14 protein-coding genes are annotated in these 15,085 nt (G+C 70.1%); 9 read left to right on the top strand and 5 right to left on the bottom strand.

The window, feature by feature from the left end; all coding sequences use genetic code 11:
* Nucleotides 1–207: 207 nt before the first annotated feature.
* A complete protein-coding gene (locus ACZ6QO_RS31520) occupies nt 208–1,371 on the top strand; it encodes an acyl-CoA dehydrogenase family protein (RefSeq protein WP_465856009.1) in 1,164 nt (387 codons plus the stop codon).
* 171 nt (nt 1,372–1,542) lie between these two features.
* Here the strand turns inward: ACZ6QO_RS31520 and ACZ6QO_RS31515 are convergent, their stop codons facing one another.
* From ACZ6QO_RS31515 to ACZ6QO_RS31505, 3 genes are all read right to left on the bottom strand, one after another.
* On the bottom strand, nt 1,543–1,992 hold the full coding sequence (locus tag ACZ6QO_RS31515; protein ID WP_465856007.1) for an ATP-binding protein: 450 nt from the start codon (nt 1,990–1,992) through the stop codon (nt 1,543–1,545).
* A gap of 336 nt (nt 1,993–2,328) precedes the next feature.
* The gene (locus tag ACZ6QO_RS31510; RefSeq protein ID WP_465856005.1) at nt 2,329–2,634 is read right to left on the bottom strand and encodes a DUF5302 domain-containing protein; all 306 of its coding nucleotides are present in this window, start codon (nt 2,632–2,634) and stop codon (nt 2,329–2,331) included.
* 191 nt (nt 2,635–2,825) lie between these two features.
* On the bottom strand, nt 2,826–3,683 hold the full coding sequence (locus ACZ6QO_RS31505) for a DUF4253 domain-containing protein (protein WP_465856003.1): 858 nt from the start codon (nt 3,681–3,683) through the stop codon (nt 2,826–2,828).
* Nucleotides 3,684–3,839: 156 nt separating this feature from the next.
* Between ACZ6QO_RS31505 and ACZ6QO_RS31500 the strand changes: the two genes are divergently transcribed.
* The 3 genes from ACZ6QO_RS31500 (at nt 3,840) to ACZ6QO_RS31490 (ending at nt 6,413) form a co-directional block, all read left to right on the top strand.
* On the top strand, nt 3,840–4,400 hold the full coding sequence (locus tag ACZ6QO_RS31500) for a DUF1707 SHOCT-like domain-containing protein (protein ID WP_465856001.1): 561 nt from the start codon (nt 3,840–3,842) through the stop codon (nt 4,398–4,400).
* 215 nt (nt 4,401–4,615) lie between these two features.
* A complete protein-coding gene (locus tag ACZ6QO_RS31495; RefSeq protein ID WP_465855999.1) occupies nt 4,616–5,080 on the top strand; it encodes a MarR family winged helix-turn-helix transcriptional regulator in 465 nt (154 codons plus the stop codon).
* A 94-nt stretch (nt 5,081–5,174) separates the two neighbouring features.
* On the top strand, nt 5,175–6,413 hold the full coding sequence (locus ACZ6QO_RS31490; protein WP_465855997.1) for an MFS transporter: 1,239 nt from the start codon (nt 5,175–5,177) through the stop codon (nt 6,411–6,413).
* Between the two features lie 27 nt (nt 6,414–6,440).
* On the opposite strand, the gene ACZ6QO_RS31485 is transcribed toward ACZ6QO_RS31490, so the two are convergent.
* On the bottom strand, nt 6,441–7,868 hold the full coding sequence (locus ACZ6QO_RS31485) for a WGR domain-containing protein (protein ID WP_465855995.1): 1,428 nt from the start codon (nt 7,866–7,868) through the stop codon (nt 6,441–6,443).
* Nucleotides 7,869–8,015: 147 nt separating this feature from the next.
* On the opposite strand from ACZ6QO_RS31485, the gene ACZ6QO_RS31480 reads away from it, so the two are divergent.
* From ACZ6QO_RS31480 to ACZ6QO_RS31460, 5 genes are all read left to right on the top strand, one after another.
* Complete coding sequence (locus tag ACZ6QO_RS31480; RefSeq protein WP_465855993.1) at nt 8,016–8,591, top strand: hemerythrin domain-containing protein; 576 nt, start codon at nt 8,016–8,018, stop codon at nt 8,589–8,591.
* Between the two features lie 277 nt (nt 8,592–8,868).
* Nucleotides 8,869–9,003: a hypothetical protein gene (locus ACZ6QO_RS31475; protein ID WP_465855991.1), complete on the top strand. Its 135-nt coding sequence runs from the start codon at nt 8,869–8,871 to the stop codon at nt 9,001–9,003.
* A 36-nt stretch (nt 9,004–9,039) separates the two neighbouring features.
* Nucleotides 9,040–9,621 (top strand): hypothetical protein, encoded by a 582-nt coding sequence (locus ACZ6QO_RS31470; RefSeq protein WP_465855989.1) that lies wholly within the window; start codon nt 9,040–9,042, stop codon nt 9,619–9,621.
* Between the two features lie 171 nt (nt 9,622–9,792).
* Nucleotides 9,793–10,407 (top strand): hypothetical protein, encoded by a 615-nt coding sequence (locus ACZ6QO_RS31465; protein WP_465855987.1) that lies wholly within the window; start codon nt 9,793–9,795, stop codon nt 10,405–10,407.
* A 192-nt stretch (nt 10,408–10,599) separates the two neighbouring features.
* Nucleotides 10,600–12,147, top strand: coding sequence for an SPFH domain-containing protein (locus ACZ6QO_RS31460; RefSeq protein ID WP_465855985.1), 1,548 nt, complete (start codon nt 10,600–10,602; stop codon nt 12,145–12,147).
* Nucleotides 12,148–12,175: 28 nt separating this feature from the next.
* Here the strand turns inward: ACZ6QO_RS31460 and ACZ6QO_RS31455 are convergent, their stop codons facing one another.
* Complete coding sequence (locus ACZ6QO_RS31455) at nt 12,176–15,058, bottom strand: trypsin-like peptidase domain-containing protein (RefSeq protein ID WP_465855983.1); 2,883 nt, start codon at nt 15,056–15,058, stop codon at nt 12,176–12,178.
* Nucleotides 15,059–15,085: the final 27 nt, after the last annotated feature.

The following is a 15,085-nucleotide window of genomic DNA, read 5'->3' as shown; positions in this document are numbered from 1 at the left end:
GTCCGGCACGTCCGGGTCCTGGTCCGGCACGTCCGGGTCCTGGTCCGGCACGTCCGGGTCCTGGTCCGGCACGCTCGGGTTCGGGTCCGGCCATTCGCGGCCGGGTCCGGCGCCTCCCCTCTGCTGCGCGGACGGGCGGTTGTGATTGGGTGCTGGATAGCAGGAGCGTCGCAAACGGGCACCTCCGCGACCGATGACGGTGACCGCATGAACCCTCATGACTTCCTCGACGTCGACCGTGACCTGTCCGATGAGGAGCGCGCGATCCGCGACGCGGTGCGCGACTACGGAAGCGCCGAGCTCCTCCCCCACGTCGCCGACTGGTTCGACGCCGGCACCATCCCCGACCCGCGCGGGCTGGCCCGCGGCCTGGGCAAGCTCGGCGTCTTCGGCATGCACCTGTCCGGGTACGGCTGTGCGGGCACCAACGCGGTGAGCTACGGCCTGGCCTGCCGCGAGCTGGAGGCCGTGGACAGCGGGTTGCGCAGCTTCGTCTCGGTGCAGGGGTCGCTGGCGATGACGGCGATCCACAAGTATGGGAGCGACGAGCAGAAGGACGAGTGGCTGCCGCGCATGGCGACCGGCGAGGCGCTCGGCTGCTTCGGGCTGACCGAGCCCGACTCCGGCAGCGACCCCGGCTCGATGCGCACCCGCGCGCGCCGCGACGGCGACGACTGGGTGCTCGACGGGACCAAGATGTGGATCACGAACGGGTCGGTGGCCGACGTCGCGATCGTGTGGGCGAGGACCGACGAGGGCATCCGCGGCTTCCTGGTGCCGGCGTCGGCCCCGGGGTTCTCGGCCAATGTGATCCACAAGAAGATCTCGCTGCGCGCCTCGATCACCTCCGAGCTGGTGCTCGACGGGGTGCGGCTGCCCAAGGAGGCGCTGCTGCCGGGCGCGGAGGGCCTCAAGGCCCCGCTGTCGTGCCTGTCGGAGGCGCGGTTCGGCATCGTCTGGGGCGTCGCGGGGGCGGCCCGCACCTGCCTGCTGGCCTCGATCGACTACTCCAAGAGCCGGGTGCAGTTCGACCGGCCCATCGGAGGCTTCCAGCTCACCCAGCGCAAGATCGCCGACATGCTCGTGGACGTCAACCACGCCATGATGACCGCGCTGCGCATCGGGCGGCTCAAGGACGCCGGGCTCGCCCACCACGCGCACGTCAGCTTCGGCAAGCTCGCCAACGTACGGGCGGCCCAGCGGGTGGCCGCCACCGCGCGCGGCATCCACGGCGCCAACGGCATCACCCTGGAGTACCCGGTGATGCGTCACATGGTGAACCTGGAGACCGTCGCCACCTACGAGGGCACCGAGGAGGTCCACGCGCTCACCCTCGGCCGGGCGGTGACCGGCCTGGACGCCTTCCGCTGAGGTTCGGGACACCCGGCACGCGGACGTCCGGCGGCGGCCGGTGATGTGTACCGGTACGGCTTGCGCGAATGCGGGTGCCGCCTCGCGGCAAGCCGTACCGGTCGCCGAAGCACGCACCGCCCGGTGATCACCGTGCCACGGCGAGACCTCACAGATCCCCGAGCCGCGAGGTCAGCTCAGGGGATCGCACTCCAGCCCGGCGACGAACCAGACGATCTTGCCGCCGCCCTCGGCCTGGACGACACCCCAGTCGTCGGCGAGCGTGCCGACGATCAGCAGACCTCTCCCGCAGGTGGCGTCCAGGTCGCCGGGTCCCGCGCAGGGCAGCCCGTCGCCCGCGTCGAAGACCTCGCCGTACACCCATTTGCCGTCACTGCCGAGCCTGAGCGAGAACGCCGTGCCGGCATGCTGGATGGCGTTGGTCACAAGCTCGCTGACAATGAGCAGGCAATCGTCGACCAGCCCCGCAGTGCCCCATCGACGCAACTCTCGGCCGACCAGCGCGCGTGCCGCACGGACGCTCTCGGCTTCTGCGGACAAGATCCATTCGGCCGTCCGCAGGGGAAGGCCACTGAGCACGTCCGGTCCGGTCGTGCAGTTCGCGCGGAAGGTGACGGACACCGGGAACTCCTTAGTGGGAGCGCTCCCACACACGTTACGGCAATAAGTCAGTGATGTGAATCACTTGCGACAAGATTGTTCGCCGGTTTCGGTCGGCGGACCATGGAGTTCTGTCGTGGTATACGCAGCAATGTTGGCCCATGGGGATAGTTATGCCCCTATCTCACCCTTTGTGGACCTCTCGTTTGGGAGCGCTCCCAAATACCTGCTGGAAGAGCCGGAAAACGTCGGCGCCAATGGCGGGACCTTGGCCTTGCCGGGCAGCGTGATTACTGTCGAAGCCGTGCGCCGTGCCCGCCTTCGGTCGCGGCTATGCCGGCCGAGAGGGCGGGGCGGTCAGCCGCCGCTCTTGCGGCGGAAGGACCGCTTGGCGGCGGCGGGCCCGTGGGCGCCGTGGATCTTGGAGCCGTCCTTGCCGCGGCCGCCGCCGTTCGACTCGGCCTGGCTGCGGCGCTTGCGCTCGAGCGCCTCGCGGAACTTGCGCTTGAGCTCGTCGTCGGAGGTCTCGGGACCGGGGACGTCCGCGGCCGGGGTTCCGGCCTCACCGGTCTCGGCGCCGGGGGTCGGGGCGCTCCCCTCGACGTCAGCGGGCGTCGCGGCGGCCCGGGTCTGGGATTCCGGCTCGAGCGCGTCGGCAGTCATGCGGACCTCCTGGTGTTGGACGGGCGACCACGCGGCCTCGCGCGGCGCGCACATGACGGCTCACCGGGCCGGCGGCGCCTGCGCCCCGCCCGTCGACCACGTCACACACGATCCGGCGAAGCACGGGCCCATCATCTCACGGGTCGCCCGGCCGTTTCGTACCAGGCGTGCCGTCCACCACGAGGCGGCGGTCAGTCCCACCAGAAGGACCAGGTGTGCTTCCCGAGGAGCGTCTCGGCGTAGTCGAGCAGGGTGCCCGCGCCCTGGACGATGGCGTCCGGGCAGAACGCCCAGTGCTCGGCCGCGACGTGGACGGCGTGGTGCTCGGCCATGGGAGGCGCCGCCACGCTGAGCTCCAGCGTGTTGAACCCCATGCCGACCAGCCGCGCGCCGAAGCGGTCCTCCCAGCTGCGCACCACGGCGGCGAGCGGGACGTTCCACTCGTTGTGGTGCAGCGCGCCCTGCCAGCCCATGACGGCGACGGCGTCGGCGCCGCGGTCGACCGCCGCGAGGCCCACCGGCATCCCCTGTGCGGCCAGGGTGGCGGCGTACCAGTCGGCGACCGCGCCGGGGTCGGCCCTCGGCTCGGCGGCCTCGGCGGGGCCCGGGCACAGCGGGCCGAACGGGTCGAGGATCTCCAACTGGTCCTCCGCCGCCCGTGCGACCCAGTCGGCCCACACCTCCTCCATGAAGGCGGCCACGTTGAAGTTGTCGATCTCGGCGGCGGCGTCGGGGGCGATCTGCCCGACCGACCACGGCTGCACCGAGTCCTCCAGCAGCACCGGCCACAGCCCCGAGTGCGGGTGCTCGGCCCGCAGCCGGGCGTAGAGGGCCCCCGTCACCGGCGCCTGGCTGAGCCAGAACGCGGGACGGCCGCGGGCGGCGGACGGGAAGCGAAGGTAGGTGGGGTCGGGCCACACCACCTCGCCGGCCGGAAGCTCGACCGCGAGCGTCCGCCCGTCGCCGCCGTCGTCGAACAACGGGCGCACGGCGGGGGGCAACCGCCGACGCTCACAACCGTCCATCTCCACCGTTCCGGTGCCGATCACACCCATAGGATGCCGGGCAGCCGAGATGGTAGTGCGAGGAGGATCCGCCACGTTCTCCGTCGTACCGCACAATCGCCCGTCCTGTCCCGCGCCCTGGCCACGATCTCTACCGTACGGAGGCTCCAGCGGATCGGCATCCTTCGCTACGGTGGTGATATGACGGATGCGATCGGGAATGTACGGGCCTCGGACGCCGATCGGGAGGCCGTGTCCGAACGCTTGCGCATCGCCGCCGGTGAAGGCCGGATCACCCTGGAGGAGCTCGACGAGCGGCTCGGGCGCGCCTACGCGGCCAGGACCTACGCCGAGCTCGACGTGCTGATCGAAGACCTGCCGCGCATCACGGCGGGCGCGCCCATGGCGGTCTCCGGCGAGGCGCCGCTGGTGCTGCGCACCGGCGCCGGTTCCATCACCCAGGCCGGCCAGTGGACGGTCCCCCGGCGCATCTCCGCCGAGTGCACCTGGGGCAACGTGAAGATCGACTTCACCGCCGCGACCTGCCCCTACCCTGAGGTGCTGCTCAACGTCGCGTGCGGGGCCGGGAACATCGTCGTCATCGTGCCCCGGGGATGGGGCGTCATGCTGGAGAACATGACGAGCGGCATGGGCCACGTGGTCAACAAGATCAGCACCGCCGCCGAGCCCGGCATGCCGGTGCTGCGCGTCAGCGGCCGTGTCGGCATGGGGCACGTCAAGTTCAAGCACCCTCGCCGCTAGGCTTCCGGCCGCCGAGACAAGCGTCCCAGGCAAGCGGCCCACCGAGGTGAGCGGCCGAGACGAGCCGTCGAGGCGGCCGAGAGAGGCCGTCGAGGCGAGCGGCCGCCGCGAGCCAGCGAGGCGAGCGGTCGAGGCGAACCGCCGGATTCCCGTCCCCCACAGGCGAAGCGTGCCTCCGGCTGGTCATATACATAATGCGTTGATATAAGTTCCTTATGGATTTTTCGGCCGGTACGCGCGACTTCCCCGCCACCGAGGTGACGGCCGCGCTCGAACGGCTCGCCCGCATGGTGCTGCGGCTCAACGCGCGCGGCGAGCTGTCGCTCACCTCGGCGGCGACGCTGGCCACCCTCGATCGTGCGGGTCCCTGCCGCCTGACCGAGCTGGCCGCGCGCGAAGGCGTCACCCAGCCGGCGATGACCCAGTTGGTCTCCCGGCTGCAGGAGGCCGGTCTGGTCGAGCGGTCCGGCGATCCGGACGACCGGCGGGTCGTGCGGGTGGGCATCACCGACGCCGGGCGCGCGGCCCTCGTCGCGCGGCGGAAGGTGCGCGCCGACGCGCTCGCCCGGCTGCTGCCCCAGCTCGGCGACGACGACCGGGCCGCGCTCGTCGCGGCGCTGCCCGCCATAGAGAACCTGACCCGCCTGGCGCCCGACGACCGGTTCGGCGCCTCGCGATGACCCCCGAGTACTGATCGACCGCCTGCGCGCCCCGGCATCCGGTGAGAACCGGCGCCGGCGGGCGCCGGCGACCTGTGAGATGGAGCGACGATTGATGAGCGGTCTGTCCGCCGGAGCGAGCGCGAGCCCGTTCAGGCAGCCGAAAGCGGTGTTCGCGGTCGCGTTCGCCTGTGTGGTCTCGTTCATGGGCATCGGGCTGGTCGACCCGATCCTGCCCGCGATCTCCCACGAGCTGAACGCCACCCCGAGCCAGGTCACCCTGCTCTTCACGAGCTACCTGGTGGTCACGGCCGTCGCCATGCTGATCACCGGCTGGGTGTCCAGCCGCATCGGCGCCAAGTACACGCTGATGGCCGGCCTGGTGCTCATCGTGGTGTTCAGCGCGCTGGCCGGGGCCTCGCCGAGCATCGGGTCCATCGTCGGCTTCCGCGCCGGATGGGGCGTCGGCAACGCGCTGTTCATCGCCACCTCGCTCGCCGTGATCGTGGCCTCGGCCAGCGGCGGCTTCGCGGGCGCGATCATCCTGTACGAGGCCGCACTGGGCCTCGGCATCGCGGTGGGACCGCTCCTCGGCGGCCTGCTCGGCCACGTGAGCTGGCGCGGCCCGTTCTACGGGGTGTCGGTGCTGATGGCCGTCGCCCTGATCGCCACCGTTGTGCTGGTGGAGCCCACCCCGCGTCCAGCGCGCAGGACCGGCCTGCTGGACCCGCTGCGCGCGCTGCGGCACCGCGGCCTGCTCACCATGTCGCTGACCGCGCTCTGCTACAACTGGGCGTTCTTCACCGTCCTCGGATACGCGCCCTTCCCCATGGGGCTGGACGCCGTCCGGCTCGGCTTCGTCTTCACCGGCTGGGGCCTGCTCGTGGCGGTGTTCTCGGTGTTCGGCGCGCCCTGGCTGCAGCGGCGCCTCGGCATCGCCCGCACGCTCTACGCCAACCTCGCCCTGTTCGCGGTGACCGTGCTCGTCATCGCCATCTGGACCACGCACCCGCCGGTGCTGATAACCGCGGTGATCGTCGCCGGGATCTTCATCGGCGTGAACAACACCGTCACCACGCAGGCCGTGATGACGGTCTCCCCCGTCGAGCGCCCGATCGCCTCGGCCGCGTACGGGTTCGTCCGCTTCATCGGCGGCGGCCTCGCGCCGTTCGCGGCGGGCAAGCTCGTCGAGCACACCGACATCCACGTCCCGTTCTTCATCGGCGCGGGCACGCTGGTGCTCGGCATCGTGATCCTGTCCACCGCGCACCGGCACCTGGCCGAGGCCGAGCGCGTGCAGGCCCAGGCCCTCCACACCGCTCCCGAGCCGGCAGGCACGGCAGTGTCGCCGTGACCGGCCCGTGAGCGGCGCGGGGCGGGGTCAGAGCAGGCGGCGGATGTCGCCGTAGGCGCGGTAGAAGCCGCCGCGCTCGGAGGAGCGGACGCCCTCTACCAGGTAGCGCGCCCCCGCCTCGCGGACGGTCTTCGGGAACTGGACGTTCCACCCCGAGTCGTAGCCGGGGCTGACGACGCGCACGCGCAGGCGGTCGCCCTCGCGGACGCACTCGACGACGATGCCGCCGTCGGCGTGGGAGACGCTCTCCAGCACGGCGGACGGCTGGACCGCGGCCAGGGTGGTGGCGGCCTTGACATCGACCGGCTCGGGGACGGTGCCCGCCTGGGCGGCCCTGATCGCCGCCTCGCTCGCGTCCACGCAGGCCAGGGTGCCGTTGGTGGTCACGATGTACAGGCGGTCGTCCAGGAACTGCATGGAGTAGGCCGAGCCGCACCCGGTGGCGAGCTTCCACAGCCGCGTGCCGTCGCGGTCGAAGCAGTAGATGGACGAGTGGTTGTCGCCGGCGAAGACGAAGCGCCCGTCGGGGGCCGCGGCGCAGGAGAAGACCGCGCCGTCGCAGCGGTAGATCGCGCCGAGCGCGCCGTCCCGCTTGGCGAGCCGGTACACCTCGTTGTGGCTGGTGCCGGCGTAGACGTCGTCGGTCTCCTGCCAGCCGAACAGCACCTGGCCGTTGGTGCGGGTGTGCCACACCGGCTTGCCGTCGGCGGCGTCGTAGCGGGACACGCCGTGGGAGTCACCGTGGTAGACGGCGTCCTGGTCACAGCGCACCATCCAGGCCGAGCTGCCCTGGCCGAGGCGGGCCCACTGGAACTCGTCCTCGTGGTCGATCGTCGTGACGCGCCCGGCCCGGTCGGAGACGCCGAGCACGCCGTCGTGGATGTCCAGCCAGTAGATGTCGACGTCCTCGGCTATCTCGTAGGCCACCCGCGGCACCTTGCCGCTCAGGTCGTACACCTTGCCGTCGTCGGCGCCGGCGTAGATCCAGAAGTCGTCGGCGACGATGCACTTGACGCCGTCGGGCAGTCGGAAGCGGCCGGTCACCGTACCGCCGTGGGTGACGGTGTAGACGTCGCCGTTCTGGTTGCCGACCCAGCAGCGGTCCTCGTCCACGAAGATGCCGAACGCGGCGGCGCCGCTGGCGAAGCGCCACAGCACCGGGGCCTGGCTGGCGGTGGAGCGGCCGCTCACGATGCTCCTGCGGGTCACCGCGCGCCGCGAACGCACCCCGCGCACGGCGGGGGCGTACCCCTTGCGGACCTTCTCCCCGATCTTCTTCGCCGCCGCGGCCTGAGCCTTCTCGGGGCTCGTGAACGCCGACACCTTGGTCTGGCCCTGCTCGCCGATGCGCCCGTAGGTGATGGTCACCTGGGTGCCCGACACGGCCACCTCGTAGAACTTGTGCGCGCTCCCGGCGTCCTCGGAGAGCTCCAGATACGTCGTCTGCGGCGCCATGCCGGCCGTCCCTTCCTTGATCGAATGCCCGGGAGCGTACGGGAACCGGCCGACAAAATGCTCCTAATACCCAAAACCCATGTTTACCTGCGGCGACGCGGGCAACGCCCACAAAGGGGAATGCGCCATCGCACGGGAGGCAGAGCCATGGCGAACGCTTTCGAGTTCCTGGAACGGGACCACCAAGAGGTCAAGCGGATGATGGCCGAGCTGGAGGACATGCCTCCGGTGAGCGCCGACGACCACGAGCGGATGCGTCAGCGCAAGGAGCAGGTCCGCCGGCTGATCATCGAGGAGTCCAAGCACGAGGCGGTCGAGGAGGAGTACTTCTGGCCGGCGGTGCGCAACCTCGTCCCGCACGGCGACGAGTTGGCCGAACACGCGATCAAACAAGAGCAGCGGGCGAAGTACACCCTCAACGACCTCATCGACTACGAACCCGGCCGCACCAGGTACGAGGACATGCTGACCGAGTTCATCGCCGAGGCGCGCGAGCACATCGCCTACGAGGAGGAGCAGGTCTGGCCCGAGCTGCGCATGGTGATCAGTCCCGAACGCGCCATGGAGCTCGGCACCAAGATGGAGAAGGCGAAGAGGCTCGCGCCCACCCGCCCGCATCCGCACACACCACCGAACCCGGGCCTGCTCAAGGCCGCCGGCCTGTTCGTAGGAGCCGCCGACCGCATCCGCGACATGATGGCCGCCCGAACAGCCCGCCACTGAGCAGCCCGGCACCGAGCAGGCCGCATCGAACGGCGGCAGGCTCGAACAAGCAGCAGGAAGCGACAAGGGGCGCGCCGATCCTGTGAGGGCGGCGCGCCCAAGCATGGGCCGAGCAGTAGGCGCCCTCCACGCGCAAGCGGCTTGAGCGTGGGCCTCCGCCCCACGCGCTCCCGGCGTACGCCGTCCTGCGGACCGTCGGCCGATAGCGCCATGTAACGATCTATGTGCGTACCGCGAAGTCAAGATGAAGCGAGGTCCGTACGCCGAGAATCGTTGGATGGGTCGAGCGATGCCCGAAGACACCACGCTGCACGCCCCGCTGGGCCGCCTCTGGGAACGCGTCGTCGACCTGCCGCCGAGGCTTCCGCCGGTCGTCGACGTTTCGCAGGGTTTTCAGGCTCGTGTGCCCTGAATGAGTCCCGACCCCGTTTTATAGAAGGACTCGGAGGTGGTCGCCATCTGGATACAGTTGGTGCCGACCGTTGTCGGGCTTGTCGGCGTTGTGATCGGGGTGCTCGTTGGCGCTTGGCGGCAATCACTGCTTCAGCAGGGTAACTGGCAGAACGAGGATCTGAGGCGTTGGCAGCGAGACCGAAGGAAGGCCTACCTCAAGCTCGTCCAGGCCGACGACAAACTGTACCGTTGTGTGATTCGGGACTCGCGTGACCCGCCGCCTGGGCAGACGGTGACCGATCGTGGAGCAGTAGATCCTGGTGAAGCGATTCCGCCACTCGCCACAGATGAACGTGCCGGGCTGCTCCAGGCACTCGACCGCCTCTGGCGTGCGAAGCGCGAGATCGAGCTGCTCCATCTGACGGACGACGCGCTTTTGGTGGCGACCAACAGACTCACACTGAAGGACGCCGAACTGGTGAGCCTCACGCTGTTCGACTTGACGCACCGCCCCGAAGACGCGCAAGCAGTGACAGTACAAATCCGAAATGCGCTGAAGACGCGGCGCGACTTGATCGACCAATTCATGCAGGAAGCACGGACGGCTCTCAACGTCCCGCGTAACCGGAATGCTTGATTCGATTTCGGGCCTGTTCGCTGATCCGTGTCCCGCCAAGGCCGCAGAGGTCGGCGTGGTCCCCGATCCGTCGCGGTCCTGGACGGAGGCCGCCATCACACAGGCGACCAGCGGCAGTCCGAGGGGGCGGGCGACGCTCTAACCCTTCTGAGCCGTTACTAGGGTGCTGTGGTGAGCACATCCCGGGCGTCCTGGCGTAACACCACCCATGACTGGGCGGCCGACGTCGATTTCGGCCACCTGGGCGACATTCGGGGGAACCCGGCCGGGTTCGCCCCCGGCGGCGTCCGGCACCTGGTTCTCGAAGTGCTCGCGTACGCGGCCGACGAGGCGGCGAGCACGGGTGGCGGACGCTGCGCCGTCACCCTCCACGCCGACGGCTCGGTGTCCGTGGCCGACGACGGACGGGGCACCGACACCCGTTTCGATGAGCAGGGGCGGCCGGTGAAGAAGCCCGTCATGGCGTCCAAGGACCTGCGCTTCTTCGACGACCCCGGCGCGAAGCCCCTTCCCGACGGGCATCCGCGCCGCGGCATGTCCGTGGTCGCCGCGCTCAGCGAGTGGCTCGTCCACACCAACCGCCGCCTGAACGGGTCCTGGATCCAGCGGTACGAGCACGGCGTCCCCGTCACCGGCCTGGAGCCCGTCGCCGGCGATGGCGCCACGGGGACGACCGTGCGCTTTCTGCCCGGCGCGCACCTGGCCCCACTCGCCGACCACCCGCGCAGCCTCGCGGACGGATGGTCTGGCCTGGCCGTGACCGTCGACGACCGCCGTGGTGGCTGACCGATCGAGGTCTGTGCCGTCTGTCGGAGCTGAGCAGCTTGTTCTCTCCGCCCAGATGAGCACCTTGAGATCAACCTTGAGACGTGCGCGCTCGGCGTGGGGCCGCGACGCTTTGCCCGAAGCACCGGGGCGGCGCCGCGCCAGCAGTCGTACTCTGGGCGGGGACGCTCGGCCGGAAGGTGGAGAGCAGGCATGTTGTGGATGTGGCTGGCGCTCGTCTCAGTGCTGGTCGTCACGGTCGTGGTGGTCGCCTGGGCAGGTCTGGTGACGGTCCCGGCCGGTCACATAGGTCTGATCAGCCGCAAGATCGGCCGGCTCCGCGAGAACGATCGCGCCTTCCCGGTACGAGTGCACGGCTCCGCCGGGCAGCAGGCCGCCGTTCTACCCGCTGACCACCTGTACTTCCGGCTGCCTTGGGTGACGACCGTGCGATTCGCCCCACGAACGCATGTACCGGTGGGCACCATAGGGCTGGTCGTCGCGCGTGAGGGACGGCTGAGGCGGACTGATCAGGTACTCGGGACGTACGTCGAATGCGACCACTTCCAGGACGGCCGCGCCTTCCTGCTCGACGGCGGCCAGCAGGGACGGCAACCAGCCATCCTCCCCGGAGGTGCTTCCTACGGCATCAATCCGTGGCTCTTCGACGTGATCACCGTCGACACCGTGACCGACGGCGGGCACGGGCTCACCGCCGCCGATCTCATGGAGACCTCCGTTCCCGTCGGGATGGTCGGCGTCGTCATCGTGCTGGACGGTGGCCGGCCGCTGGACGAGGAGCCCGGCCCGGTCGTGCCCGGCCATGAGAGCTTCCAGCGGCCAGAGGTGTTCCTGGCGGGTGGAGGTCGCCGTGGAGTTCAAAAGGAGACCCTGAGTCCCGGGGTATACCAGATCAATCCCTGGTTCGCCCATGTCGTCCGGGTCCCGACCAGGGATCTCGTCCTCGAATGGTCGCGTAAGGCGGCCGGCGCCGGGGGCTTCGACTCGGGTCTCGGCCCGATCGCGGTCAACGTGGAGGGGCATCGGCTCCGCGGTGAGATGTCGCAGATCATCAGGATCCCGAAAGAGACGGCGCCGCGACTGGTCGCCCACTTCGGCGGCGCCGGCGACGACTCCGGCGCGGAGAGCGAGTTCGACGAACGGGCGCCGGTGCGGCGCTTCGTCCAGCGGGTGCTCGGCGCCACGGCGGAGGGATACTTCCAGACTCTCGGCGGGACGTCGACCATTCTGGACTTCTTCGCACGTCAGTCGGAGGTACGTCTGGACCTCGAGGCGAGGATGCGGCTGGCCGCGGCCGAATGGGGAGTCGAGGCGCTTCGGACGACCGTGGCGGAGTTCCAGCACGAGGGGCCGGATTTCGACGCGATCCGCCGCCGGATCGCCTACCAGCGTGAACGGCTGCACGAACTGGAGTATGAGCGGAGCTTCGCCAATTACGAGGCCAGGGCCGACCTCACGAGAAGGAGCGCCGAGCGCGAGGACCACCTTGAGCAGGTGAGTGCACTGCGAGCGCAGATCGACTTGCTGAGCGCCGACCACGTGGCGATGGAGCGGTTTCTCGGTGAGATGAGACGACTGGGCGTGCCTGAGGTCGTCGGCGGCGACGCCAACGAGTTGCTGCGGTTCATTCCGATGCCGGTCGCCATGGAGTTGATCCGTAAGCTCTCGCGGGAGGAGCCGTCCGGGTCACGCGCACCTGGCGATCAGGAGAGCGGAGGCGACTCATCCGGGTCGGGCTGACGGCTCAGGCGGCTGAGAAGGCGGTTCCTCAGATGAGACGGGTCGAACGGCGCGCCCACAGAAGCAGTTCCTGGCCGAAGGAGCTGAGGATGCCGAGCCTCGCGAACGGCTCGAGCAACTCCAGGGCTTGTCCGGCCACCCCTCTGGCATCGTCTCGGGTACAGGCGTCGAGATAGAGGACTGCGCTGAGCTCCTCGGTCAGGTCGACGCGGCCCGGCTCGCGATCGTGCAGGGTCCTGCGAACGGCGACGGCCTCGCCCAGCATCCGTGAGGCCTCCTCCATCCGCCCCGCCCGCCGGGCAAGCCCCGCAAGCCGCTCGTAGGCGGCGGCCAAGCTCCGCAGATGTGCCCGATCACCGGGCTGCCGCGCCACCAGGCGCTCGGCAATGCGTAAGGATCGCCGGAAGAGGTCCTGGGCGTTCGCGTCGCGCCCCGCATCGGCCGCGAGGTCTCCGAGTTTTCCGTAGGAGACGGCCAGGTCGTGCAGGAACACGTCGCTGTCGGCGTCCGAGCGTGCCAGGCGTTCCCGGATCTCCAGCGATTGCCCGTAGCGGAATTCCGCCTCGCGGTTCGAGGCGGTCGCCGCCGCCAGATCACCCAGCTTGCTGTGGGTGATGGCAAGGTCTCGCAGATAGAGCGGATTGTCCAAGTCCTCGCGCAGGAGGTTCTCCGTCTGCCGCAAGGAGCTGAGGAGCAGGTCCCGCGCCGTCGCATACGCGCCGTCGGCCGCCGCAAGCTCGCCCAGCCGCTCGTAGGCGACCGACAGGTCCCGCGCGTGCCGGAGACGCTCGCTCCCGGTGCGCTGAACGCGCCGCCGGATCAGTGCCAGGCCGCGTTCGTACAGCCGGCGTGCTTCGGCGCCCCGCCCGAGATCCGCCATCAGATCGCCGAGCTTGACGTAGGACACCGCGAGCTCACGCTGGAAAGCCGTGTCGCCGGGTTCCACCTCGGCGAGCCTCTCGGCCGGGATGGTCAGCGTCAGCCGGACGAGATCATCCGTGAGGTCAAGCGGGTCGGGACGAGCGACGCGGTCCCGCAGTCGCCGCTCCGCCCGCGAGACGAGCGACTGGTGGCGGTCCGCGAGGGCGCGGCCGATGGTGGCCCAGTGGTGCGGGTTCGCCGTGCCGATCCGGGTCAGCGCGTCGAGGGCACGGCCGACCTGCCGACTGCCCGGAAGAGCCAGCACGCCAGCGAGCAAGGCTCGTCCGCCGTCCGGCTGCTCGTTGAGCGCTCTGCCGATCAAGGCTTCGCCGAGACGGTCGGGGCGGAGTGGATTGAGCAGGTCAGGACCGTTGTAGACGCTCGCGAGCCAGCTCACCACATTAGCCCGTCGCCGGTGTTCGGCTGCCAAGCCCAGAGCGGGCACCGCGGCCAGAAGTGCGTGCGCCTCCGTCGCGTCGGCGGCACCCGCGAGGGTGGCGAGCGCGACGTAGGTCCGTAGTTCATCCGGCTCCGCGGACGGGCAGTCGGGCGAGGCGAGCCAGTGGGCCTCCTCGTGCCGCAGGATGCGTTCGACCGGGGTTCGGTCGCTCTCGGAGCCGACAGCGCCGGAGAGCACGTGGTCGAGCGCTGCGAGCAGGATGTCCAGCGGCAACGTGCCGCCCAGCTCGTCACCGAGCGAGGGCCGATCGGCCACGTCACGCGACAGAGGGCGCCATACGTCCGTGAAGCGGGCCGTCGCAAGCGCGTAGAGTTCCCGCTGCTGCTCCGGCCGGAGCGGGAACAACAGCCGCTCCTCGTGCCGGGCCCGGTCCAAGATCGGCCGCCTGGCAGCCCGCAGGCCGTACTTCCACTGGGAGAACACGTCGCGGCCGGGCCTGCCGTTCTGACGCGTGATCAACAGCAGTCTCGCGGGGGCGAACTCGGTCGCGCCGTGCTGCAGCGCGCTGAGCAGGGCGTCCAGTTGAGCAGGGCTCACTCTTTCCGCATAGTCGACGACGATCAGACGCGGCAATGCCAGCGCGACGAGAGTGCTGTCGTTGTCGCCCCTGCGCATGCCGGTGGCCCAACCACGCTTCGACATCCGCCGGCACGCCTCGATCGCAAAGCGGGTCTTCCCCGCGCCACCGGGCCCGCTGACCACCGTGATGGCGACAGGATCGGGCGCGTCGCACCACGCCTCCAGATCGGCGAGGACGTCGTCATGGAAGAGAAACGGGACGACCCCGTACTCAGCCTGCAGGAGGTCCGCGGCGATGGACCGTGGCGAGCGGACGAACCCGTGGTCCGCCCATGGATGGTCCAGCACACCCACGTCATCCAGCGGCAGCACGCGATGCCAGGACCTGTCCCGCATGTTGTGCGCCCGGTTGGCCGCCAGGACCCGATCACCCCCGGGCATCGCGTCACCGCGCTCGAGTGCGGCGATCGGGCCGGCGAAGCCGCCGAGGTCGCCGTCCACGTGCCGAGACGCCGTGACGACTCCCACCACCGCGCGGCGGCTGGGGCTCACCAGCGGGGCTCCGCTGAGTCCCGGTGCGGCCTGACCGGCTTTGAGCCGCAGATAACCGTCTCCTTCGACTCCTTCGAAGAGGAAGGTGGCCGGCGAGCCCACAGGCGCGACACCGTCCTCACGCCGTGCGAACCCCCAGCTGTGACATTCCTCGCCGCTCGCCGGGTCCTGCGTCGCCAGCAGGACGGGCTGCCGGTGCAGCGTGGAACCGACCTCGACCAACGCCATGTCGGGGTAGGGCCACAGGCCGGGGTGGGTGGGTGCGGCGGCGGAGACGCTCACCGGTTCGCCCGGCCCACGTGCGCCGTCAGCCGTGCGGACGACCACCTCGTCACGGGCACGGACGACGTGCGCGCAGGTGAGGATGAGATCCTGTCTCACGTAGAAACCCGAGCCGAGGAGCACACCGTCGCGCGTCTCGATCTGGACGACGTAGGAACTCAGCGCCCGGGAGTCCACCCCGCCCGGGGCCGTCCGGCCGGACTG

This window comes from Sphaerisporangium sp. NPDC049457, from assembly GCF_055586705.1.
The sequence above is the reverse complement of the archived record's forward strand: the minus strand, read 5'-3'. Positions and strand labels throughout refer to the sequence as shown.

Coding starts and splice junctions, on each gene's coding strand:
- ACZ6QO_RS31520 (WP_465856009.1), top strand. CDS start 208: ATGAACCCTCATGACTTCCTCGACGTCGACCGTGACCTGTCCGATGAG.
- ACZ6QO_RS31510 (WP_465856005.1), bottom strand. CDS start 2,634: ATGACTGCCGACGCGCTCGAGCCGGAATCCCAGACCCGGGCCGCCGCG.
- ACZ6QO_RS31500 (WP_465856001.1), top strand. CDS start 3,840: ATGACGGATGCGATCGGGAATGTACGGGCCTCGGACGCCGATCGGGAG.
- ACZ6QO_RS31495 (WP_465855999.1), top strand. CDS start 4,616: ATGGATTTTTCGGCCGGTACGCGCGACTTCCCCGCCACCGAGGTGACG.
- ACZ6QO_RS31490 (WP_465855997.1), top strand. CDS start 5,175: ATGAGCGGTCTGTCCGCCGGAGCGAGCGCGAGCCCGTTCAGGCAGCCG.
- ACZ6QO_RS31485 (WP_465855995.1), bottom strand. CDS start 7,868: ATGGCGCCGCAGACGACGTATCTGGAGCTCTCCGAGGACGCCGGGAGC.
- ACZ6QO_RS31480 (WP_465855993.1), top strand. CDS start 8,016: ATGGCGAACGCTTTCGAGTTCCTGGAACGGGACCACCAAGAGGTCAAG.
- ACZ6QO_RS31475 (WP_465855991.1), top strand. CDS start 8,869: ATGGGTCGAGCGATGCCCGAAGACACCACGCTGCACGCCCCGCTGGGC.
- ACZ6QO_RS31460 (WP_465855985.1), top strand. CDS start 10,600: ATGTTGTGGATGTGGCTGGCGCTCGTCTCAGTGCTGGTCGTCACGGTC.